The organism is Nocardioides sp. HB32 (assembly GCF_054058995.1).
Window position 1 is genome coordinate 3,474,405 of sequence record NZ_JBSSBS010000001.1, and the last position, 19,441, is coordinate 3,493,845.

16 protein-coding genes are annotated in these 19,441 nt (G+C 71.7%); 10 read left to right on the plus strand and 6 right to left on the minus strand.

All coding sequences use genetic code 11. The annotated features are described in order from the left end of the window. Positions 1-8 precede the first annotated feature (8 nt). Entirely contained in the window at positions 9-662 is a 654-nt protein-coding gene (locus tag ACVW2K_RS17520) for a thymidine kinase (RefSeq protein ID WP_028635806.1), read from the plus strand. Positions 663-667: 5 nt separating this feature from the next. On the opposite strand, the gene ACVW2K_RS17525 is transcribed toward ACVW2K_RS17520, so the two are convergent. Genes ACVW2K_RS17525 through ACVW2K_RS17540 form a run of 4 tightly spaced genes read right to left on the minus strand, consistent with a single transcriptional unit; the run spans position 668 to position 5,708 of the window. Beyond that, a complete protein-coding gene (locus ACVW2K_RS17525; protein WP_457203393.1) occupies positions 668-1,777 on the minus strand; it encodes an alkaline phosphatase family protein in 1,110 nt (369 codons plus the stop codon). A gap of 4 nt (positions 1,778-1,781) precedes the next feature. Next, entirely contained in the window at positions 1,782-2,342 is a 561-nt protein-coding gene (locus ACVW2K_RS17530) for a DUF5998 family protein (RefSeq protein WP_028635804.1), read from the minus strand. Positions 2,343-2,374: 32 nt separating this feature from the next. Then, positions 2,375-2,998 (minus strand): sulfotransferase family 2 domain-containing protein, encoded by a 624-nt coding sequence (locus tag ACVW2K_RS17535; protein ID WP_457203394.1) that lies wholly within the window; start codon positions 2,996-2,998, stop codon positions 2,375-2,377. 22 nt (positions 2,999-3,020) lie between these two features. Continuing rightward, positions 3,021-5,708 carry a bifunctional acetate--CoA ligase family protein/GNAT family N-acetyltransferase gene (locus ACVW2K_RS17540; protein ID WP_036569104.1) on the minus strand — a complete coding sequence of 896 codons (2,688 nt, stop codon included), beginning with the start codon at positions 5,706-5,708 and terminating at the stop codon, positions 3,021-3,023. 79 nt (positions 5,709-5,787) lie between these two features. Here ACVW2K_RS17540 and ACVW2K_RS17545 point away from each other — a divergent pair, with 79 nt between their 5' ends. The 5 genes from ACVW2K_RS17545 to ACVW2K_RS17565 are packed head-to-tail and all read left to right on the plus strand — an operon-like array spanning position 5,788 to position 12,116. Beyond that, positions 5,788-8,262: a DNA gyrase/topoisomerase IV subunit A gene (locus tag ACVW2K_RS17545; RefSeq protein WP_457203395.1), complete on the plus strand. Its 2,475-nt coding sequence runs from the start codon at positions 5,788-5,790 to the stop codon at positions 8,260-8,262. A gap of 4 nt (positions 8,263-8,266) precedes the next feature. Beyond that, the gene (locus ACVW2K_RS17550; protein ID WP_197025203.1) at positions 8,267-8,965 is read left to right on the plus strand and encodes an LppX_LprAFG lipoprotein; all 699 of its coding nucleotides are present in this window, start codon (positions 8,267-8,269) and stop codon (positions 8,963-8,965) included. Further along, positions 8,962-10,716 carry an MFS transporter gene (locus ACVW2K_RS17555; protein WP_457203396.1) on the plus strand — a complete coding sequence of 585 codons (1,755 nt, stop codon included), beginning with the start codon at positions 8,962-8,964 and terminating at the stop codon, positions 10,714-10,716. Before ACVW2K_RS17550 ends, ACVW2K_RS17555 begins: the two co-directional genes overlap by 4 nt. A 22-nt stretch (positions 10,717-10,738) precedes the next feature. Further along, positions 10,739-11,230: a beta-class carbonic anhydrase gene (locus tag ACVW2K_RS17560; RefSeq protein WP_028635800.1), complete on the plus strand. Its 492-nt coding sequence runs from the start codon at positions 10,739-10,741 to the stop codon at positions 11,228-11,230. A 22-nt stretch (positions 11,231-11,252) separates the two neighbouring features. Next, a complete protein-coding gene (locus ACVW2K_RS17565) occupies positions 11,253-12,116 on the plus strand; it encodes a sulfotransferase (RefSeq protein ID WP_457203397.1) in 864 nt (287 codons plus the stop codon). 84 nt (positions 12,117-12,200) lie between these two features. Here the strand turns inward: ACVW2K_RS17565 and ACVW2K_RS17570 are convergent, their stop codons facing one another. Beyond that, positions 12,201-14,189, minus strand: coding sequence for a DNA gyrase/topoisomerase IV subunit B (locus tag ACVW2K_RS17570; protein WP_457204088.1), 1,989 nt, complete (start codon positions 14,187-14,189; stop codon positions 12,201-12,203). Between the two features lie 515 nt (positions 14,190-14,704). On the opposite strand from ACVW2K_RS17570, the gene ACVW2K_RS17575 reads away from it, so the two are divergent. The 4 genes from ACVW2K_RS17575 (at position 14,705) to ACVW2K_RS17590 (ending at position 17,730) form a co-directional block, all read left to right on the plus strand. Next, positions 14,705-14,938 (plus strand): DUF7455 domain-containing protein, encoded by a 234-nt coding sequence (locus ACVW2K_RS17575; RefSeq protein ID WP_457203398.1) that lies wholly within the window; start codon positions 14,705-14,707, stop codon positions 14,936-14,938. A gap of 76 nt (positions 14,939-15,014) precedes the next feature. Continuing rightward, complete coding sequence (locus ACVW2K_RS17580; RefSeq protein ID WP_457203399.1) at positions 15,015-15,491, plus strand: DUF456 domain-containing protein; 477 nt, start codon at positions 15,015-15,017, stop codon at positions 15,489-15,491. Next, positions 15,488-16,321: an EamA family transporter gene (locus ACVW2K_RS17585; protein ID WP_457203400.1), complete on the plus strand. Its 834-nt coding sequence runs from the start codon at positions 15,488-15,490 to the stop codon at positions 16,319-16,321. Before ACVW2K_RS17580 ends, ACVW2K_RS17585 begins: the two co-directional genes overlap by 4 nt. Before the next feature lie 26 nt (positions 16,322-16,347). Next, on the plus strand, positions 16,348-17,730 hold the full coding sequence (locus tag ACVW2K_RS17590; RefSeq protein WP_457203401.1) for a phytoene desaturase family protein: 1,383 nt from the start codon (positions 16,348-16,350) through the stop codon (positions 17,728-17,730). Between the two features lie 99 nt (positions 17,731-17,829). Here the strand turns inward: ACVW2K_RS17590 and ACVW2K_RS17595 are convergent, their stop codons facing one another. Beyond that, positions 17,830-19,302, minus strand: a complete 1,473-nt coding sequence (locus ACVW2K_RS17595; protein ID WP_231496105.1) for an RNA polymerase sigma factor — start codon at positions 19,300-19,302, stop codon at positions 17,830-17,832. Positions 19,303-19,441: the final 139 nt, after the last annotated feature.

Consider the following 19,441-nt stretch of genomic DNA (forward strand, 5'->3'; position numbering starts at 1 on the left):
CCCGGCTCGTGGCTGAACTGCACTTCTTCACCGGCACCATGGACTCCGGCAAGAGCACGCTGGCGCTCCAGACGAACCACAACCACGCCGCCCGGGCCCGGGTCGGCCGGCTCTTCACCACCCACGACCGGGCCGGCCAGGCCAAGCTCTCCAGCCGGCTCGGGCTGACCCACGACGCCCTCGAGGTGGCGCGCGACTTCGACTTCTGGCGGTACGTCGTGGACTCGCTGACCCAGGGCGGCCGGATCGACTACCTGGTCTGCGACGAGGCGCAGTTCTACACCCGTGTCCAGATCGACCAGCTCGCGAAGATCGTCGACGAGCTCCAGATCGACGTGTTCGCGTTCGGCATCCTCACCGACTTCCGCACCGAGCTGTTCGAGGGCAGCGCCCGGCTGGTCGAGCTCGCCGACCGGATGAACGTGCTCCAGGTCGAGGCGCTGTGCTGGTGCGGCAAGCGCGCGACCCACAACGCCCGGACCGAGAACGGCGTGATGGTGGTCGAGGGCGAGGTGATCGTCGTCGGCGACGTCGAGGCGATCGACCAGCCGCCCGCCGACGTGGCCTACGAGGTGCTCTGCCGCCAGCACCACCGGCGGCGGCTCACCGCCGCCCGCGCCAAGGCGGTCTCCCTCGCGCCGGAGCCCCTCCCCTTCGGGTAGTCCGGTCAGCTCACCAGCAGCGGGATCACCATCTCGTCCGGGGTCAGCGAGCCGTGCAGGCCGACCAGCGTGGCCTCGTAGGGGAACTCGGCGGTGGAGAGGACGGCCACGTCGCCGCGGCAGGCGACGACCACGTCGCCGATCCTCGGGAGCACGGCGGGGGCGACCGGGCCGAACCAGCCGCGGCCGATCACCTCGTCGCGCGTCAGCACGTCGGCCCGGGTGCCGAGGAACGCGCGCCAGGTGGCGACCACGTCCTCGACCGCGCCGCGCGGGCAGTAGAGGTGGCGGAACCGTGCCTCGCCGCCCAGCAGCGCGACACCGTCGCGCAGGTCGGGGTGCTCGTCGACGTCGATCCGGCTCTCCGTCGGTGAGTCGACCATCCCGTGGTCCGCGACGACGACCAGCCGCACCGAGGGCGGCAGCGCCTCGCGGAGCTGCTCGGCCTCGGCGTCGACCATCGCGAGCTGCTGGAGCCACTGCCGCGACGCGACGCCGTAGCGGTGGCCCGTCCAATCGAGGTCGCCGTCGTAGAGGTAGGTCAGCGAGCCGCGCTCCCCCGACGCCGCGACGGCGGCCGCGATCCGCTCACCGACCTTGTCGGCGCCGACGTACTCCGCGCCGCGGTGCGCCGCGACCGTGAGGCCGGACCGCGCGAACTCGCGCTTGTTCACCACGGTGACCGTCGCACCCAGCTCCCGCAGCCGCGTGAACGCCGTCGGGTGCGGCTGCCACTCGACCGGGTCGACGTCCTTGTCCCACAACAGCGCGTTGAGCAGCTTGCCGGTGCCCGGCACCCGCGAGGTGAACCCCACGAGCCCGTGCGTGCCGGGCGTGAGCCCGGTGCCGAACGAGGTCAGGCTGGTCGCCGTCGTCGACGGGACCCCGGCGGTCGCGACCGACGACGCCGTCAGCTGGGAGGCGAGGAACGGCGCGGCATGCGCGTACCGCTCGAGCAGCCGGGCGCCCAGGCCGTCGACCAGGAACACGACGTACGCCGAGCCCGTCGGCAGCTCGAGCCCGGCCGGCTCCAGGAACCCGAGCGCGGCGCCGACCGCAGGCACGACGTCCCCCAGGGAGCGCTGGCCGTACGCCGGTTCCAGGAACTCCGACACCAGGTCACTGCGTCCGGGCGGACAGGGACTCGGCGAACGCGAGCAGCCGGTCGACGGCCTCGGTGCCGTCGGCCGCGGCCGAGACCCGCAGCGAGAAGTCGTCGGAGGCGAGCACCCCGGTGTAGCCGTGGTCGGCGTCGCACTCCGGGTCCGAGCAGCCGGCGGGCTCGAGGTCGACCCGGCTCACGCCGCCCCAGCCGATGGTCACGACCGCCTCGGCCGGGCGGCTCGGGCCGGACGCCGGGTTGGCGATCATCCGGGTCACGACCACGGACTTCACCGAGGAGAGCCGGATCGCCTCGGTGGACGTCGACGTGTACGGCTCGGGCAGCAGGTCGTCGCCCTCGTGCTCGTCGGTGTGGGCCAGGATCAGGCGGGTGGGGGTCAGCACGACCACGGACAGGTGCCGCCGCACCTCGTCGCGATCGAACGTCGGCTCGTGGTGGACGAAGAACGACACCACGCTCTCGCCGGCCACGGCGGACTCGACACCGTCGGCGACGACGTCCGGGTAGTACCCGGTCCGGTTGATGGCGTCCCTGAGCTCGGGGGTGCTGCTCCGCATGCCGGTCAGTCTGTCACGCAGGTGGGACGGGGTCAGAACGAGTAGTCGAACGCCGCGATGTCCTTCGCGAACAGGTCCTCGACGCGGCGCCGCATCGGGTCCGTGTAGACCTCGCGGTAGTCCGGGCGGCTCTTGTCGACGTTCACGCTCTGCAACGGCTCCCACGGCAGCTCCAGCCGGGCGAAGATCGCGCGCAGGTCCGCCTCGAGCGACTCCTGACGGCCGATGAAGTCGGCCCGCCGGGTCTTGCTGGTGAGGTAGCGGATCTGGGGGGTGCGCAGCCGCGCCCACTGCTCGGGTCCCTTCATCACGAAGGTCTCGAAGTCGGGGCACGCGTCGGCGACACCCTTGATGAACTGGTTCTTCTTCAGGAACGCGTCGGCGCCGCGGCGGCCCTTCTCGGCGCGATCCTTGAAGCGCTCGACCATCCGGAACCAGGACAGCATCCGGGCCCACGGGTTCCGCACGAAGCCGACGGTCCAGTACGCCGCGAGGTCGGGCTCGGCGGCCAGGATCTGGCCGAGCGTCGCGTGCCGGTCGAGGCCGGTCACGTGGCGGGTGTCTTGCAGCACCTCGTCGAAGCGGTTGTCGATGGTCGACCCACCCGTCTTCTGCACGTGCACGAACAGCAGCTTGTGGGCGTCACTGATGACCATGGCGGCGATCCTATGTCCGACCTCAGCTGGGCAAGGTATCGCCCGCCGGGCTGGGCATCCGGCGCACGAACCAGTCCGACCGCGGGTCGGTCACCGGGTCGACGCGGGCCGCCGCGGTCAGCACGGTCGCGCCGTCCGCCCCCGCCAGCACCAGCGACAGCTCGAGCGAGCTGACCTGCGGCAGGTCGTTCTGGAGCTGGGAGACCCGCTGGATCAGCCGCTCCACCTCGGCGACGTCGACGACCTCGCTGCCGCGGTAGCCGAACAGCATCGGCGCCGACTTGATCTCCCGGACCATCGAGGCGGCATCACGCTCCCCCAGCGGCGGGATCCGGTATGCCTTGTCGGCGAGCAGCTCGGTCAGCGGGCCCGCGATGCCGAAGGAGACGACCGGCCCGAAGAGCGGGTCCTCGATGCTGCGGATCGCCACGGGCACGCCGGGACTCGAGTTCTTCTGGACCACGAAGCCGGCCCGCTCGGGCTCGGTGATCAGCGCGGTCAGCGAGTCCCAGGCGTCCCGCATCTCCTCGACGTTGTCGATGTTGCGCCACACGTGGGCAAGGTCGGGCCGCTCGCGCAGGTGCTCCGCGGTCGCCTTGAGCACCACGTCCCACGCCAGTGCCTCCCCCGCGGCCTCGGCCTCGTCGCGGGTCGCGACCGGCCGGGTCTGCCACAGCTCGATGCCGTACGCCGCCAGCAGCTCGGTCAGCGGCTCCGCGCCGAGCTCGGTGCCGTCGGGGTTCTCGGCGAGCAGCTGGTTGACCAGCCGCTTCGCCGCCACGGCGTCCACCTCGGCCGGGTCGGCGGCAGCACCGTCGGGCGTGCGCAGCCACACGGCGTAGTCGACGACGCGAGCGAGCGCGCGCACCGCCGCCTCCACACCGGGGTACGACGGGACCGAGCCGCGGCCGGCCGTCGAGCCGGCGACGTCCGGGACCCGGAGCAGCTCCGGGACCCCCTCGGAGCCCAGGAACGAGGACACCAGCGGCTTGTCCGACTGCTCGCCCACCGCGGCGAGCACGTTCGCGACGTCCTCGCCGGAGACGTTGATCGGCGGCACGTAGACCGCGATCACCGAGTCGACCTCGGGGTCGTCGATCGCGGCGTCCAGCGCGTCCTCGAAGTCCTCCGCGCTCGCCTCGGCGCCGAGCGCGGTGGACTTGTTCACGACCAGGCCCACCGCCGCGGCGGCGTCCGCCGCCAGCAGCCCGAGGGCGTCGGAGTTGCCGACGATGGCGACCCGGCGGCCGCGCGGCAGCGGCTGGTGCGCGAGCAGCTGCGCCACGTCGAACATCTCCTCCAGGGTGTCGACCTGGATCACCCCGGCCTGCCGGAACATCGCGTCGACGGCAGCGGGGGGCGCGGCGATCTTCCGGACGGCGTGGCCCATCGGCACGCCCTGCGTCGTACGCCCGGACCGCACCGCGATGATCGGCTTGCGCAGCGAGACCCGCCGGGCGATCCGGGAGAACTTGCGCGGGTTGCCGATCGACTCCAGGTAGAGCAGCACCACCTCGGTGGAGTCGTCCTCCTCCCAGTACTGGAGCAGGTCGTTGCCGGAGACATCGGCGCGGTTGCCGGCGCTGACGAACGTGGAGAGGCCGAGGCCACGGTTGTAGACCTTCTCGAGGATCGCCGTGCCGAGGGCGCCGGACTGGCAGAAGAAGCCGGCCCGCCCGCGCGGTGGCATCAGCGGCGACAGCGAGGCGTTGAGGGACACGTCGGCGGCGGTGTTGATGATGCCGAGCGCGTTCGGGCCGATCAGCCGCAGGCCGTAGGAGCGGGACAGGCCGACCAGCTTCCGCTGCCGCACGCGCCCCTCCTCACCGGTCTCGGCGAAGCCCGACGAGATCACGACCAGGCCGTGCACCCCCTTGGCCGCGCAGTCGAGCACCACGTCCTGCACCGACTCGGCCGGCACCGCGACGATGGCGACGTCGACGTCGTCGGGGATGTCCGCGACGGTCTTGTACGTCGGGAGCCCGCTCACCGCGCTCGCGCTGGGGTTCACCGCGTACACCCGGCCGCTGAAGTCACCGGTCACGAGGTTGCGGACCAGCGCCTGGCCGATCGTCTCCTGGCGGCGGCTGGCACCGATCACGGCCACCGAGCGGGGCTTGAAGAACCGCTCGATCGAGGCCGCCTCGGCCCGGTGCTCGCGGCTCATCATCACCCCGATCGCGGTGTCGGTCGGGTCGATCGGGAACTCCAGCTGGAGCACGCCCTCGTCGTACTCGCTGGCGACGCGGTAGCCCGCGTCGCGGAAGGTCTGGATCATCCGGGCGTTGTCCGGCAGCACCTCGGCGACGAACCGGTCCACGCCGCGCTCGCGTCCGGCCTGGGCGAGGTGCTCGAGCAGCAGCTGCCCGATCCCGCGGCCCTGGTGCTGGTCCTCGACCAGGAAGGCCACCTCGGCCTCGCCGGGCTTCACGACGTCGTAGCGCCCGACGGCGATGATCCGGTCCTGGAGGGTCAGCACGAACGCGACCCGGTCCTGGTGGTCGACGTGGGTGAACCGGTCGATGTCCCGCTCCGAGAGACGGGGCATCGGGGAGAAGAACCGGAAGTACTTCGACTTGTCCGACACCCGGCCGTAGAACTCGACGAACACGTCCCGGTCCTCCGGTCGGATCGGCCGGATGTGGGCGGTCCGGCCGTCGCGGAGCAGGACGTCGGCCTCCCAGTGCCTGGGTGCGTCGGTGCCGGTCACGCGGTGAAATCTAGCCTGCCGCCGTGACATCGGCGTGCCCGCGACATTTCCGTCGGCGCCGGTTGAGAGGATCACGGACATGGCACGGCGTAGCACGAAGCAGGACCTCCCCGACGACTTCGAGGAGCACATCCTCGACACCGACATCAAGCAGGAGATGGAGTCGTCGTTCCTCGAGTACGCCTACTCCGTCATCTACTCCCGCGCCCTCCCGGACGCCCGGGACGGGCTGAAGCCGGTCCAGCGCCGGATCCTGTACACGATGAACGACATGGGCCTGCGGCCCGACCGCGGTCACGTCAAGAGCGCCCGCGTCGTCGGCGAGGTGATGGGCCGGCTGCACCCCCACGGCGACGGCGCGATCTACGACGCGCTGGTGCGGATGGCGCAGCCGTGGTCGATGCGGCTGCCGATGATCGACGGGCACGGCAACTTCGGCTCGCCCGACGACTCCCCGGCCGCGATGCGCTACACCGAGTGCCGGATGGCGCCACCCGCAGTGGCGATGACTTCCTCCATCGACGAGGACACCGTCGACTTCAAGCCGAACTACGACAGCCGCGAGTTCGAGCCGGCGGTGCTGCCGTCGGCGATCCCGAACCTCGTCGTGAACGGCACGACCGGCATCGCGGTCGGCATGGCCACCAACTGCGCCCCGCACAACCTGGTCGAGGTGGTCCAGGCGCTGCGGCACGTGATCGCCCACCCGAGCGCCTCGGTGGACGACCTGATGCGGTTCATCCCCGGGCCGGACCTGCCCACCGGCGGCAAGATCGTCGGCCTCGAGGGCATCCGCGACGCCTACGAGACCGGCCGCGGCACGTTCCGGATGCGCGCCACGGCCTGCGTCGAGAGCATCACCAACCGCCGCAAGGGCATCGTGGTGACCGAGCTGCCGTACGGCGTCGGCACCGAGAAGGTCATCGAGCGGATCAAGACGCTCGTGCAGGGCAAGAAGCTCCAGGGCATCTCGGACATCAAGGACCTCACCGACCGCGAGAACGGCCTGCGGCTGGTGATCGAGGTCAAGAACGGCTTCGTGCCCGAGGCGCTGCTCGAGCAGCTCTACAAGCTCACGCCGATGGAGGACACGTTCGGCATCAACGCCGTGGCTCTGGTCGACGGCCAGCCGCGGACGCTGTCGCTGAAGGAGATGCTCCGGGTCTTCCTCGACCACCGCTTCGAGGTGGTCCGGCGGCGCTCGGAGTTCCGCCGCAGGAAGGCGGCCGACCGGCTGCACCTCGTCGAAGGCCTGCTGGTCGCGATCCTCGACATCGACGAGGTCATCCAGCTGATCCGCGCCAGCGACAACGCCGCGGCCGCGAAGGAGCGGCTGATGTCGGTCTTCGACCTCAGCGAGATCCAGGCCGACTACATCCTCGACATGCCGCTGCGCCGGCTCACGAAGTTCTCCCGGATCGAGCTGGAGAAGGAGCAGGACGAGCTCCGCCGCACCATCGAGGACCTCGACGCGATCATCCAGGACGAGAAGCTGCGCTGGAAGGTCGTCGGCGACGAGCTCAGCGAGGTCGCGAAGACCTACGGCACCCCGCGCCGCACCGTGCTGCTCGAGTCGGCCGGTACGGCGGTCACCGCGACCGCCGTGGCCCTCGAGGTCGCCGACGACCCGTGCTTCGTCTACCTGTCCTCCAGCGGGCTGCTGGCCCGGACCGCCAACGCGGAGCAGCCCGGCCAGGGTGGCGGCCGCGCCAGCCACGACGTGGTGGTCTCGGCGGTGCGGGCGACCGCGCGCGGCGAGGTCGGCGGCCTGACCAGCCTGGGTCGCCTGGTCAAGATCGGCGTGCTCGAGCTGCCGCAGCTGCCCGACACCGCGAACGACCCGCACCTGGCAGGCGGCCTGCCGGTCAGCGAGATCCTGCCGCTGGAGAGCGGCGAGCGGCTGCTCGCGCTCTGCACGCTCGCCACCGACGGCCCGGGCATCGCCCTCGGGACCCGTCAGGGCATCGTGAAGCGGGTCAACCCGGAGGTCCTCGGCAGGGACGAGTGGGAGGTGATCCGGCTCGCGGACGGCGACGAGGTCGTCGGCGCGGTCGAGCTGACGACCGGCCGGGAGACGCTCTGCTTCATCACCTCCGACGCCCAGCTCCTGCACTTCGGCGCGGACGCCGTACGCCCGCAGGGTCGCTCGGGCGGCGGCATCGCCGGCGTCCGGGTCGCCGCCGGCGAGCGGGTCGCGTGGTTCGGCGCGATCGACCCGGACGCGCCCGAGGGCTCGGTCGTGGTCACCGCCTCCGGCTCCTCGACGGCGCTGCCCGGCACCGAGCCGGGGGCGCTCAAGGTCACGCCGTTCTCGGAGTACCCGAGCAAGGGTCGCGCCACCGGCGGCGTGCGCTGCCACCGGTTCCTCAAGGGCGAGGACGCCCTGGTCGTGGCCTGGGCCGGTACGGCGCCGCCGCGCGCTGCCGCCGCGAGCGGGGCGCCCGTCGAGCTGCCGCCCGCGACCGGCAAGCGGGACGGCTCCGGCACGCCCGGGAGCCAGCCGATCGCGGCGATCGCCGGACCGGTGGCGCTGCGCGTGCGTGTGGAAGGGTGAGCGGGTGCTCCCTCCCCACCGGGTGACGTCGGCCCTCGCGGCCGGCGCCCTGCTCCTGTCCGTGTCTGCCTGCAACGGCGGCTCCAGCGGTTCCGACGAGGCGCCCGTGGACGTGCTGGCGGCGGCCAAGACCACCCTCGACGAGACCAGCGGCGTGGACCTCACGCTGCACACCGACAACCTCCCCGACGGCGTCACGGGGGTCGAGGACGCGCAGGGCGTGGGCACCCACGACCCGGCGTTCGACGGCAAGATCACCGTGGTCTTGAACGGCCAGGCCTTCGAGGTGCCGGTGATCGCGGTCGACCGCAAGGTCTACGTGCAGCTGCCGCTGACCTCGGGCTGGCAGGACATCGACCCGGTCGACTACGGCGCCCCCGACCCCGCGCAGCTGATGAGCCCCGACCACGGCTTCTCCTCGCTGCTGAGCGCCACCACCGCGCTCGAGAAGGGCGACAGCGTCCGCGGCGGGAAGGACAACAGCGAGGTCCTCACCGAGTACTCCGGCAAGGTCTCCAGCCAGGTCGTCAAGAACATCATCCCGACCGCCTCCGGCGACTTCGACGTGACGTACACGATCACCGACGACGACGAGCTCCGCGAGGCCCACCTCACCGGCGTCTTCTACCAGGACTCCGTCCCGATGAGCTACACGGTCACGTTCGAGGACTACGGCACCGACAAGGACATCAAGGCGCCATGACCCGGTCGCCGCGGGTGCTGCTCGCGCTCGCAGCGGTCGCCGTGGCGTTCGCGGCTGCGGACACCTACGTCGTGGTGCTCGCCCTGCCGGACATGATGGCCAGCGCCGGCGTCCCGATCGACCAGCTCCAGCGGGCCGCGCCGATCGTCTCGGGCTTCCTGCTCGGCTACGTCGCGATGCTGCCGCTGATCGGTCGGATCGCCGACCTGCGCGGCCGGGTGCCGGTGCTGGTCGCCGCGCTGCTGGTGTTCGCGATCGGCTCGCTGGTCACCGCGCTCGCCTACGACCTGCCGACCCTGGTGGCCGGCCGGTTCCTCCAGGGCGTCGGCGGCGGCGGCCTGGTGCCCGCGACCCTTGCCCTGGTCGCCGACCTCTACCCGGCCCAGCGCCGCGGGGTCCCGCTCGGCGTGGTGTCCGCCGTCCAGGAGCTCGGCAGCGTGCTCGGCCCGCTGTTCGGCGCCCTCGTGCTGGCGGTCGCCGACTGGCGGGTGATCTTCGTGGTCAACCTCGCCGTCGGGCTGGTGCTCGCCGCCGCGATCCGCACCCTCTCGGTCGGCGAGCGCCGTCGCGAGGGACGAGCGGCGGTGCACCGAGGCGTCGACTGGATCGGGCTAGCCCTCGCGCTCGTGGCCCTCGGCGCCGGGATCCTGGTGTTCACCCAGCCCGACGCCCTGATGCGCGACCTGACCTGGGGACAGCTGTTCATCCCCGTGGCCGGCGACAGCCGGTGGCTGACCCCGCTCGGGGTGGCCGCGATCGCGGCGTTCCTGCTCCTCGTGGTCCGGTGCTGCACCGCCAGGCGGCCGCTGCTCGACCTGCCCGCCTGGTCCCGGACCCTGCGCGAGGCGGACCTGGTCGGTGCGCTGCTCCTAGCCCTGGCCCTGGCCGGGGTGATCCTCGCGTTCGCGACCGCGGACCCGAAGGTCCAGGTCTTCTCCGACCAGGGGATCTGGTACCTCCTCGGCGCGGCGGCGGCCGCGGTCGCCTTCGTAATGCACCTGCGCCGGGCCGAGGCGCCGCTGGTGCCGACCGGCGCGCTCCGTCGTACGCCGGCCTGGGGAGCCATGCTCGTCAGCTTCTTCGTCGGCGCGGCGCTGATCGCCGCGCTCATCGACATCCCGCTCTTCGCCCGGACCACGGCGTACCCGAGCTCCCAGCTCATGTCGGCGCTGGTGCTGGTGCGGTTCCTCGTCGCGCTGCCCGCGGGTGCCGTCCTGGGCGGCTACCTCACCCGCACCTTGCCGGCCGGCGTCGTGACCGCGATCGGCATGGCCTGCGCCGCGACGGCGTTCCTCTGGATGGCGACGTGGGACTTCGAGAGCCTTGGCAGCGCCCTCGCGACGGTCCCGCTGCTGGTCGGCGGGTTCGGCTTCGGCCTGGCGCTCGCCCCCGTCAACGCGGCCGTGCTGGCCAGCACCGACGACGACGTGCACGGCCTCGCCAGCGCGTTCGTCGTGGTGTCCCGGATGGTCGGGATGCTCGTTGGGATCTCGGCGCTGACCACGATCGGCCTGCGGCGGTACTACCAGGAGCAGGCCGACGTCCCCACCGCGCGGGAGGTGTGCGGCGGGAGCTCGCGGTGCGACGAGTTCACGCACCTCCTCAAGGTCGCCGGCATCGCCCAGGAGCACACCGTCTTCACCGGAGCGGCCGTCTGCGCGATCGTCGCCGGCGTCCTGGCCCTGCTGCTGTTCCGGTCGGCCGGGACCCGGGCCGTCTCGACCGGCGACCTGCTGCGCGCCGCGGGGTAGGCGTCGGCTAACGTCCCCAGACGTGAGTTTCGACGACCTGCTCGCCGCCAACCGCGAGTTCGCGGCCGACTTCGACCTGTCCGGGTTCGACGGCGTCGCCCACGCCGGCGTCGCCATCGTCACCTGCATGGACTCCCGCATCGACCCGCTGCGGATGCTGGGCCTCAAGGCCGGCGACGCGAAGATCTTCCGCAACCCCGGCGGCCGGATCACCCCCCAGGCGATGGAGGCGCTGGTCCTCGGCGTCCACCTGCTCAACGTCGACCGCATCCTCGTGGTCCCGCACACCCGTTGCGCGGTCGCCAGCAACACCGAGGCCGAGCTCCGCGAGCGGGTCGCCGCGAGCGCCGGTCAGGACGCCTCGTGGCAGCCCTTCAACGTGATCGCGGACCAGGAGGCGGCCCTGCGCGAGGACGTGCAGAAGCTCCGCTCGCACCCGCTGGTCCCCGACACCGTCGAGATCGGCGGGTTCATCTACGACGTCGACACGGGGCTGCTCGACCAGCGGGTCTGACGGCGCCACTACCCTTCGGCTCGTGACGAAGACCTTCCTGCTCGGGGCGGGCTGCCAGAAGGGCGGCACGACGTGGCTGTACCAGTACCTGGCCACGTCTCCGCAGTTCACGCACGGGTACCGCAAGGAGTACCACGTGCTGGACTCGCTGGACCTGCCGTCGGAGGGGGTCGCCCGCAAGCGCCTGCTGGGGCGGGCCGCCGAGCAGGTGACCTCCGACCCGGAGCCGGGCAACCGGCTGGCGGCGACGTCGGCGCACCGGCTCAGCATGTTCCTCGACCAGCAGTTCTACTTCGACTACTTCACCGGCCTGCTGCACCGGACGCCGCGGACCAGGCTGGTCGCCGACATGACGCCGTCGTACGGCATGCTCCCCACCGAGCGGTTCGAGGCCGTCCGCGCCGGCTTCGACCGGCGCGGGATCAGCACCCTGCCCGTGTTCCTGATGCGCGACCCGGTGGAGCGGATCTGGTCCCAGGTGCGCATGCACGCGCGGCTGTACGACCGCCACGAGGCCGCCCGCACCCAGTCCGCGGAGTTCGTCCTGGCTCAGTACGCGCGACCGGCGTACGCGAACCGCACGGCGTACGACGAGGTGATCCGCAAGCTCGACACCGTGTTCGGGCCGGACCGCGTGTACTACGGCTTCTACGAGACGCTCTTCACCGAGGAGGAGATCCTGAGGCTGTGCGGGCTGGCCGGCATCGACTACGTCGAGCCCGGCTTCGAGGAGCGCGTGCACTTCTCCCCGAAGACCTCCGAGCTGCCCGACGACACCGTCCGCACCGTGGCCGAGCACTACCGGGGCGTGTACACCGCGGTCGCCGAGCGGTTCCCGGGCGTCCCTCTCACCGAGATCTGGCCGAGCAGCCGTTACCTGCTGTGAGGGTCAGGAGCGCGAGTTCGGGCTGCGCTCCGGGCCGAGACGGAGCTCGGCACGGACCCGGTCCGCGTCGACCTTGCTAGACGCTCAGGCGTCCAGCGCCTCCACGTCGACCTCGTACGCGCCCTGCACGATGAACTCCTTGCGCGGGGCGACGTCGGAGCCCATCAGCAGCTCGAACACGTTCGCGGCCTCGTCGGCGTCGTCGATCGTGAGCCGGCGCAGCGTGCGGTGCCGCGGGTCCATCGTGGTCTCGGCCAGCTGGTCGGCGTCCATCTCGCCGAGGCCCTTGTAGCGCTGGACCGGGTCCTTCCACCGCACGTTCTTCTTCTTGAGCTCGGCGAGGGTGCGCTGCAGCTCGTCGTCGGAGTACGTGTAGACGTACTTGTCCATGCCCTTCTTCGGGTTCGAGAGCTCGATCCGGTGCAGCGGGGGCACCGCCGTGTAGACCCGCTTCTCGGTGATCAGCTCGGGCATGTACTTGTAGAACAGCGTGGCCAGCAGGCAGCGGATGTGCGCGCCGTCGGAGTCCGCGTCGGCCATGAAGATGATCCGGCCGTAGCGCCGTGCCTCGAGGTCGAAGGTGCGGCCGGAGCCGGCCCCGACGACCTGGATGATCGAGGCGCACTCGGCGTTCTTGAGCATGTCGCCGACCGAGGCCTTCTGGACGTTGAGGATCTTGCCGCGGATCGGCAGCAGCGCCTGGAACTCGGAGTTCCGGGCCAGCTTGGCGGTGCCGAGCGCCGAGTCGCCCTCGACGATGAACAGCTCGGTGCGCTCGTTGTCGGTCGCGCGGCAGTCGGCGAGCTTGGACGGCAGCGCGGAGGACTCCAGCGCGTTCTTCCGCCGCTGGGTCTCCTTGTGCTGGCGGGCCGCGACCCGAGTCTTGGCGGCGCCGGCGACCTTCTCCATCACCAGGCGGGCCTGCGCCTTCTCGGCGCGCTTGGTGGAGGTGAGGAACTTCTTCAGCTCCGCCGCCACCACTCGGCGTACGACGGTGCGCGCGGCCGGGGTGCCGAGGATCTCCTTGGTCTGGCCCTCGAACTGCGGCTCCGCGAGCCGGACCGCGACCACGGCCGTCATGCCCTCGAGCACGTCGTCCTTGATCACGTCGTCGTCGTTGACCTTGAGGACCTTCGTGGCCTTCATGGCGTCGTTGAACGTCCGGGTGACGGCCTGGTCGAAGCCGCTGACGTGGGTGCCGCCCTTGGGGGTGGCGATGACGTTCACGAACGACCGCAGCGTGGTGTCGTAGCCGGTGCCCCAGCGGACCGCGACGTCCACCTGCAGCTCGCGCTCGACCTCCTGGGGCGTCATGTGGCCCTTGTCGTCGAGCAACGGCACGGTCTCGGTGAACGTGTCCGCGCCCTGCAGCCGCACGATGTCGGTCACCGGCTCGTCCGGCGCCAGGAAGTCCGCGAACTCCGCGATGCCGCCGTCGTGGCGGAACTTCTCCTCGACCGGGTCCGGGCCGCGCAGGTCGCGGATCACCAGCTCCAGGCCGGGCACGATGAACGACGTCTGCCGGGCGCGACCGATCAGGTCGTCGTAGAGGAACGTCGCGTCCTTGGTGAAGATGCGGCGGTCCGGCCAGAACCGGATCCGGGTGCCGGACTTCCCCTTGGCGACCCGGCCGCCCTTGCGGGTCAGGCCCGACCTCGGCTCGAACGGCGCCTCCGGGCCATCGCCGGTGAACACCCCGGGCTCCCCGTGCCGGAAGGACAGGCCCTGCTCGGACGGCGGACGCTGGACGTCGATGTCCATCCGGGCGGACAGGGCGTTGACGACCGAGAGGCCGACGCCGTGCAGGCCGCCGGTGGCGACGTACGAGCCGCCGCCGAACTTGCCGCCGGCGTGCAGCTTGGTGGCCACGACCTCGACGCCGGGGAGCCCGGTCTTCGGCTCCTTGTCGGTCGGGATCCCGCGGCCGTCGTCGTGCACCTCGGCCGAGCCGTCCGGGTGGAGCGTCACCTCGACCCGGTGCGCGGCGCCCGCCAGCGCCTCGTCGACGCCGTTGTCGATGATCTCCCACAGGCAGTGCATGAGGCCGCGGGTGTCGGTGGAGCCGATGTACATCCCGGGACGCTTGCGCACCGCCTCCAGTCCCTCGAGGACGAGGAGGTGTGCCGCGTTGTACGTGTTGTCGATCGTGGGGCTCCTGCGACGAAATCCGATGGTGCCGTGCACACCGAATCTACCCGCGACACGCCGGACACCGATGAAGGCTCGCCTGCCCGGGGCGGGTCTAGCGTGGGAAGCACTTCCCCGCAGCACCACCAGCACCACCCGGCACCACGACGCACCACCACGCAGGGCCAGCGCAGCGACACGGAAAACCCGGGGAGGGTCACGATGTGGACACGATCGGCACTCGGGCGCCGCGATCTGCAACGCGAGCGTCCGAACCCGCGTCACACTCATCAGACGATGTCGTCCCGTTCACAACTGGGCATCCGTTGCATGGAAAAGCCGGGGAACGGGAAGAGGACACATGATTGGATGACGTGTCCGGCACCACGAAGGAGCGGGAATCTTGGACCCGGTCAGTACGTTGAGCCAGACACCGAGGCAGTAGAAGAAATGAGGCCGATGTGACCACTGCAGTTGCCCCCAACTCCGCCGCGCTGAGCGCCGCGGACCGATGCGACCGTTGCGGAGCCCAGGCCTACCTCCGCGTAGAGCTCCAGTCGGGCGGTGAGCTGCTCTTCTGCGCCCACCACGCCCGCGAGCACGGAGACAAGCTCAAGGAGATCGCCGCCAACGTCATCGACGAGACCCACAAGCTCTCGAGCACCCCGGCCATCGCCCCCGACGACGAGGTCTGATCCCGAGACTCCTCCACCGAGGCCCCGGACGCGAGTCCGGGGCCTCGGTGCGTCCGGACCTGCCTAGGCTCTCCCCGTGACCGCCGCCGAGCTCATCGTCGCCCTCGTGATCGCCGTGGGACTGGTCGGCATCCTGGTGCCGGTCCTGCCCGGCTCGATCCTGGTGGTCGCCGGCATCCTCGGCTGGGCGGTGCTGGTCGGCGGGCCGACGGCGTGGGCCGTCTTCGCCGTGGCCACCGCCATCGTGGTCGCCGGTGCCGTCGTCAAGTACGTCGTACCCGGCCGCAACCTCCAGGTCGCCGGGATCCCCGCCACGACCCAGTGGATCGGCGCGCTGGTCGGGGTCGTCGGGTTCTTCGTCGTCCCGGTCGTCGGGCTCTTCCTCGGCTTCGTCCTCGGGGTGTACCTGGCCGAGCTGGCCCGGGTCGGGTCGCGGCAGGCGTGGCCGTCGACCGTGCACTCGCTCAAGGCGGTGGGGCTGAGCATCGTGATCGAGCTGGTCGCCGCCCTGGGAGCGACCGCGATCTGGGCGTACGGGGTGCTCGCGACGTGAGCATCCTGCTCTCCCTGTGCGCGGCGCTCTCCTACGGGCTGAGCGACTTCAGCGGCGGGCTGCTCTCCCGGCGCGGCGGGGCCTGGGCGGTCGCGCTGGTCACCCAGCTCGCCGCCACCGGGCTCGTGCTGGTGGTCGCGGCGTTCGACGGCGGGTCCCCGACCGCGACCGACCTCGGCTGGGCCGTGGTGGCCGGCGTCGCGAACGGATTCGGCACGGCGTTCCTGTACCGCGGGCTCGCCTCCGGCCGGATGGGCGTCGTGGCCCCGGTCTCGGGCGTCGGCTCGGTCCTGGTCCCGGTCGTCGTCGGCCTGGTCAGCGGCGAGCGGCCGGGCGCCCTGGTCTGGCTGGGGGTGCTGCTCGCGCTGCCGGCGATCTGGCTGGTCTCCCGGGAGCCCGTCGAGTCACCTGGGTCCACCGGTGGCTCGGGGCTGGTGGACGGCGTGCTCGCCGGCCTCGGCTTCGGCGTCCTGTTCGCGGCGCTGGCCCAGATCCCCGCGGAGGCCGGCTTCCTGCCGCTCGCCCTCAACCAGCTGATCGCGGCCGGCGCGATCATCATGGTCGCGATCCTGCTGCGCGAGAGCTGGGTGCCGCGGAACCGGTACGCCGCCGGCGGCGTGCTCAGCGGGGCGCTCGGCGCGTCCGCCACCGGCCTCTTCCTGGTCGCCACCCAGCACGGGTACCTCACCGTCGCCGCGGTCATCACCTCGCTCTACCCTGCGTTCACGGTGCTCCTCGCCGCCACCGTGCTCCGCGAGCACGTCCACCGCACCCAGGCCTACGGCCTCGCGCTGTGCGCGGGCGCCGTCGCGCTGGTCGCCGCCGGCTGAGTACCGGAACCAGGACTGGGCACCTGATGGGCATGGACGCGGTCGTCGTGGGGTCAGGCCCGAACGGGCTCGCGGCGGCGATCACGCTGGCGCATCACGGTCTCGCCGTGACGGTGCTGGAGGCGCACGACGAGATCGGCGGTGGCGCCCGAACGGCCGAGCTGACCGTGCCCGGGGTGCTGCACGACGTCTGCTCGGCGATCCACCCCTTCGGGATCGGCTCGCCGTTCTTCCAGACCCTGCCGCTGGAGGATCACGGCCTGGTCTGGCGGTCCACCGAGGTGGACCTCGCGCACCCCCTCGACGACGGCACCGCGGGCGTGCTGGTCAGGGACCTCGAGACGACCGCCGCCGGTCTCGGCGAGGACGGCGACCGGTGGCGTGCCGTCTTCGGACCGGTCAGCGAGCGGTACGACGACCTGGCGCCCGACGTCCTCGGGCCGATCGTGCACCTGCCGCACCGCCCGGTGCTGCTCGGCAGCTTCGGGCTGCGCGCCGCCCTGCCGGCGACGGTGCTGGCGCGGGCGTTCCGCACCGACGCGGCGCGTGCCCTGTTCACCGGCGTCGCCGCCCACATCAGCCGGCCGCTGAACCGGCCGTCGACGGCCGCCATCGGCGCGTTCATGATCGGCGCCGGCCACCGGTACGGCTGGCCGGTCGCCGAGGGCGGCTCCCGCGCCATCACCGACGCGCTGGCCGGTCTCCTGCGCTCGCTGGGCGGCGAGATCCGCACCGGGGTGCACGTCCGCTCCATGTCGGACCTGCCCGACGCCCGGATCAGCCTGTTCGACACCACGCCGACGGCGTTCGCCGACATCGCCGGCCGGCCCCGGCCGCGGTGGCGCTACGGCATGGGGGCGTACAAGCTCGACCTCGCCGTCCGCGGCGGGGTCCCCTGGACCGCCGAGCCCTGTCGCCGGGCCGGCACCGTGCACGTCGGAGGCCGGTTCGAGGAGATCGCCCGCGCCGAGGCGCGCGCCGCCAAGGGTCGGATGCCGCAACGGCCGTTCGTGCTGGTCGGGCAGCAGTACCTCGCGGACCCGACCCGCTCCGTCGGCGACGTGCACCCGGTCTGGGCCTACGCGCACGTCCCGCACGCGTACGCCGGCGACGCGACCGGCGTGGTGCTGGACCAGATCGAGCGGTTCGCGCCGGGGCTCCGCGACCGGATCGTCGGAATGCACGTGACCGATCCGGCCGGGTTCGAGGCCTACAACCCGAACTACGTGGGCGGCGACATCGCCGCGGGCGCGGTGACGGTGCCGCAGCTCGTGCGCCGGGCGGCGTACGCGACCGGCGCCCCCGGCGCCTACCTGTGCTCGGCGTCGACCGCGCCCGGGCCGGGCGTGCACGGGATGTGCGGCCACCTGGCCGCCCGGCGCGCGCTGCGGGACCTCACGACGGGCTGACCGACGCCCGGCAGTTCTGCCCGTGGCCGGTCCCGAGATCTCCGCTGACGTGCTGCGCACCCAGGCGGAGGACTACCAGGTCCTGGGCTACGACCCGGCTCAGTCCAGGTAGTCGCGCAGGACCTGCGAGCGCGACGGGTGCCGCAGCTTCGACATGGTCTTGGACTCGATCTGGCGGATCCGCTCGCGCGTCACGCCGTACACCTTGCCGATCTCGTCGAGCGTCTTCGGCTGGCCGTCGGTGAGGCCGAACCGCATGCTGACGACGCCGGCCTCGCGCTCGGAGAGCGTGTCGAGCACGGCGTGCAGCTGCTCCTGGAGCAGCGTGAACGACACGGCGTCGGCCGGGACGATCGCCTCGGAGTCCTCGATCAGGTCGCCGAACTCGGAGTCGCCGTCCTCACCGAGCGGGGTGTGCAGCGAGATCGGCTCGCGACCGTACTTCTGGACCTCGATGACCTTCTCGGGGGTCATGTCGAGCTCCTTGGCGAGCTCCTCCGGGGTGGGCTCGCGGCCCAGGTCCTGGAGCATCTGGCGCTGCACGCGGGCGAGCTTGTTGATGACCTCGACCATGTGCACCGGGATCCGGATGGTCCGGGCCTGGTCGGCCATCGCGCGGGTGATCGCCTGGCGGATCCACCAGGTGGCGTACGTCGAGAACTTGTAGCCCTTGGTGTAGTCGAACTTCTCGACCGCGCGGATCAGACCGAGGTTGCCCTCCTGGATCAGGTCCAGGAACAGCATGCCGCGGCCGGTGTAGCGCTTGGCCAGGGAGACGACGAGCCGGAGGTTCGCCTCGAGGAGGTGGTTCTTCGCGCGCCGGCCGTCCTCGGCGATCCACTCCAGCTCCTCCTGGAGCTTCGCGGAGGTCTTGCCGCCCTTGGCGAGCTTCTCCTCCGAGAACAGGCCGGCCTCGATCCGCTTGGCGAGCTCGACCTCCATCTCGGCGTTCAGCAGCGGGACCTTGCCGATCTGCTTCAGGTAGTCCTTGACCGGGTCGGCGGTCGCGCCCGCGACCATGACCTGCTGCTCGGGCTCGTCGGTGTCGTCGGCGGCCGAGACGACGAACGTGGCGGACTTCTCGTCCTCCTCGATGCTCGGGTCGGTCGCGACGTCCTTCTCGAACTGCTCGTCGGGCAGGTCCGGGAGGACCTTCTTGCCGTCGGGGCCGACCGCGGCGGCCTCGGCGGCCGGGGTCGCCTCGGCGGCGGGCTCTCCCGCGGCGGCCTTCTTGGCCACGGTCTTCGTCGGCGCTGCGGCCTTCTTGGCCGGCGCGGCGGTCTTCGTGGCGGGGGCGGTCGCGGCCTTCTTGGCCGGCGCCTTCTTCGCCGCGGTCTTCGCGGTGGTGGTCTTGCGGGCCGACGTCGCCGCGACCGCGCGCGTGCTCGCCGGGATCTCGACCGAGATCCCCACGGAGCTCAGGTGGGCCAGCAGCGCCTTCAGATGGCGCGGCTCGACAGCGGCGTCCTCACTGGCCTGCCGGACCTCCTCGGGAGTGATGCTGCCGGTGGGCGCTCCTCGGTCGATGAGGGCCACGACGGCAGGGTGCGTGAGCACCTCGGCAGGGAGCATCTTGCGCGGGTTCGAGGACACGAACACCTCTCGTGAAACGACGGTCAACCAGTTCCGGGCGCGGCCCATCCCGGTGTCGTCAAGAGCCGCGGGGTTCATTCTGCCACGCTCACCCTGAGATCCGGACAATCCCCCCGAT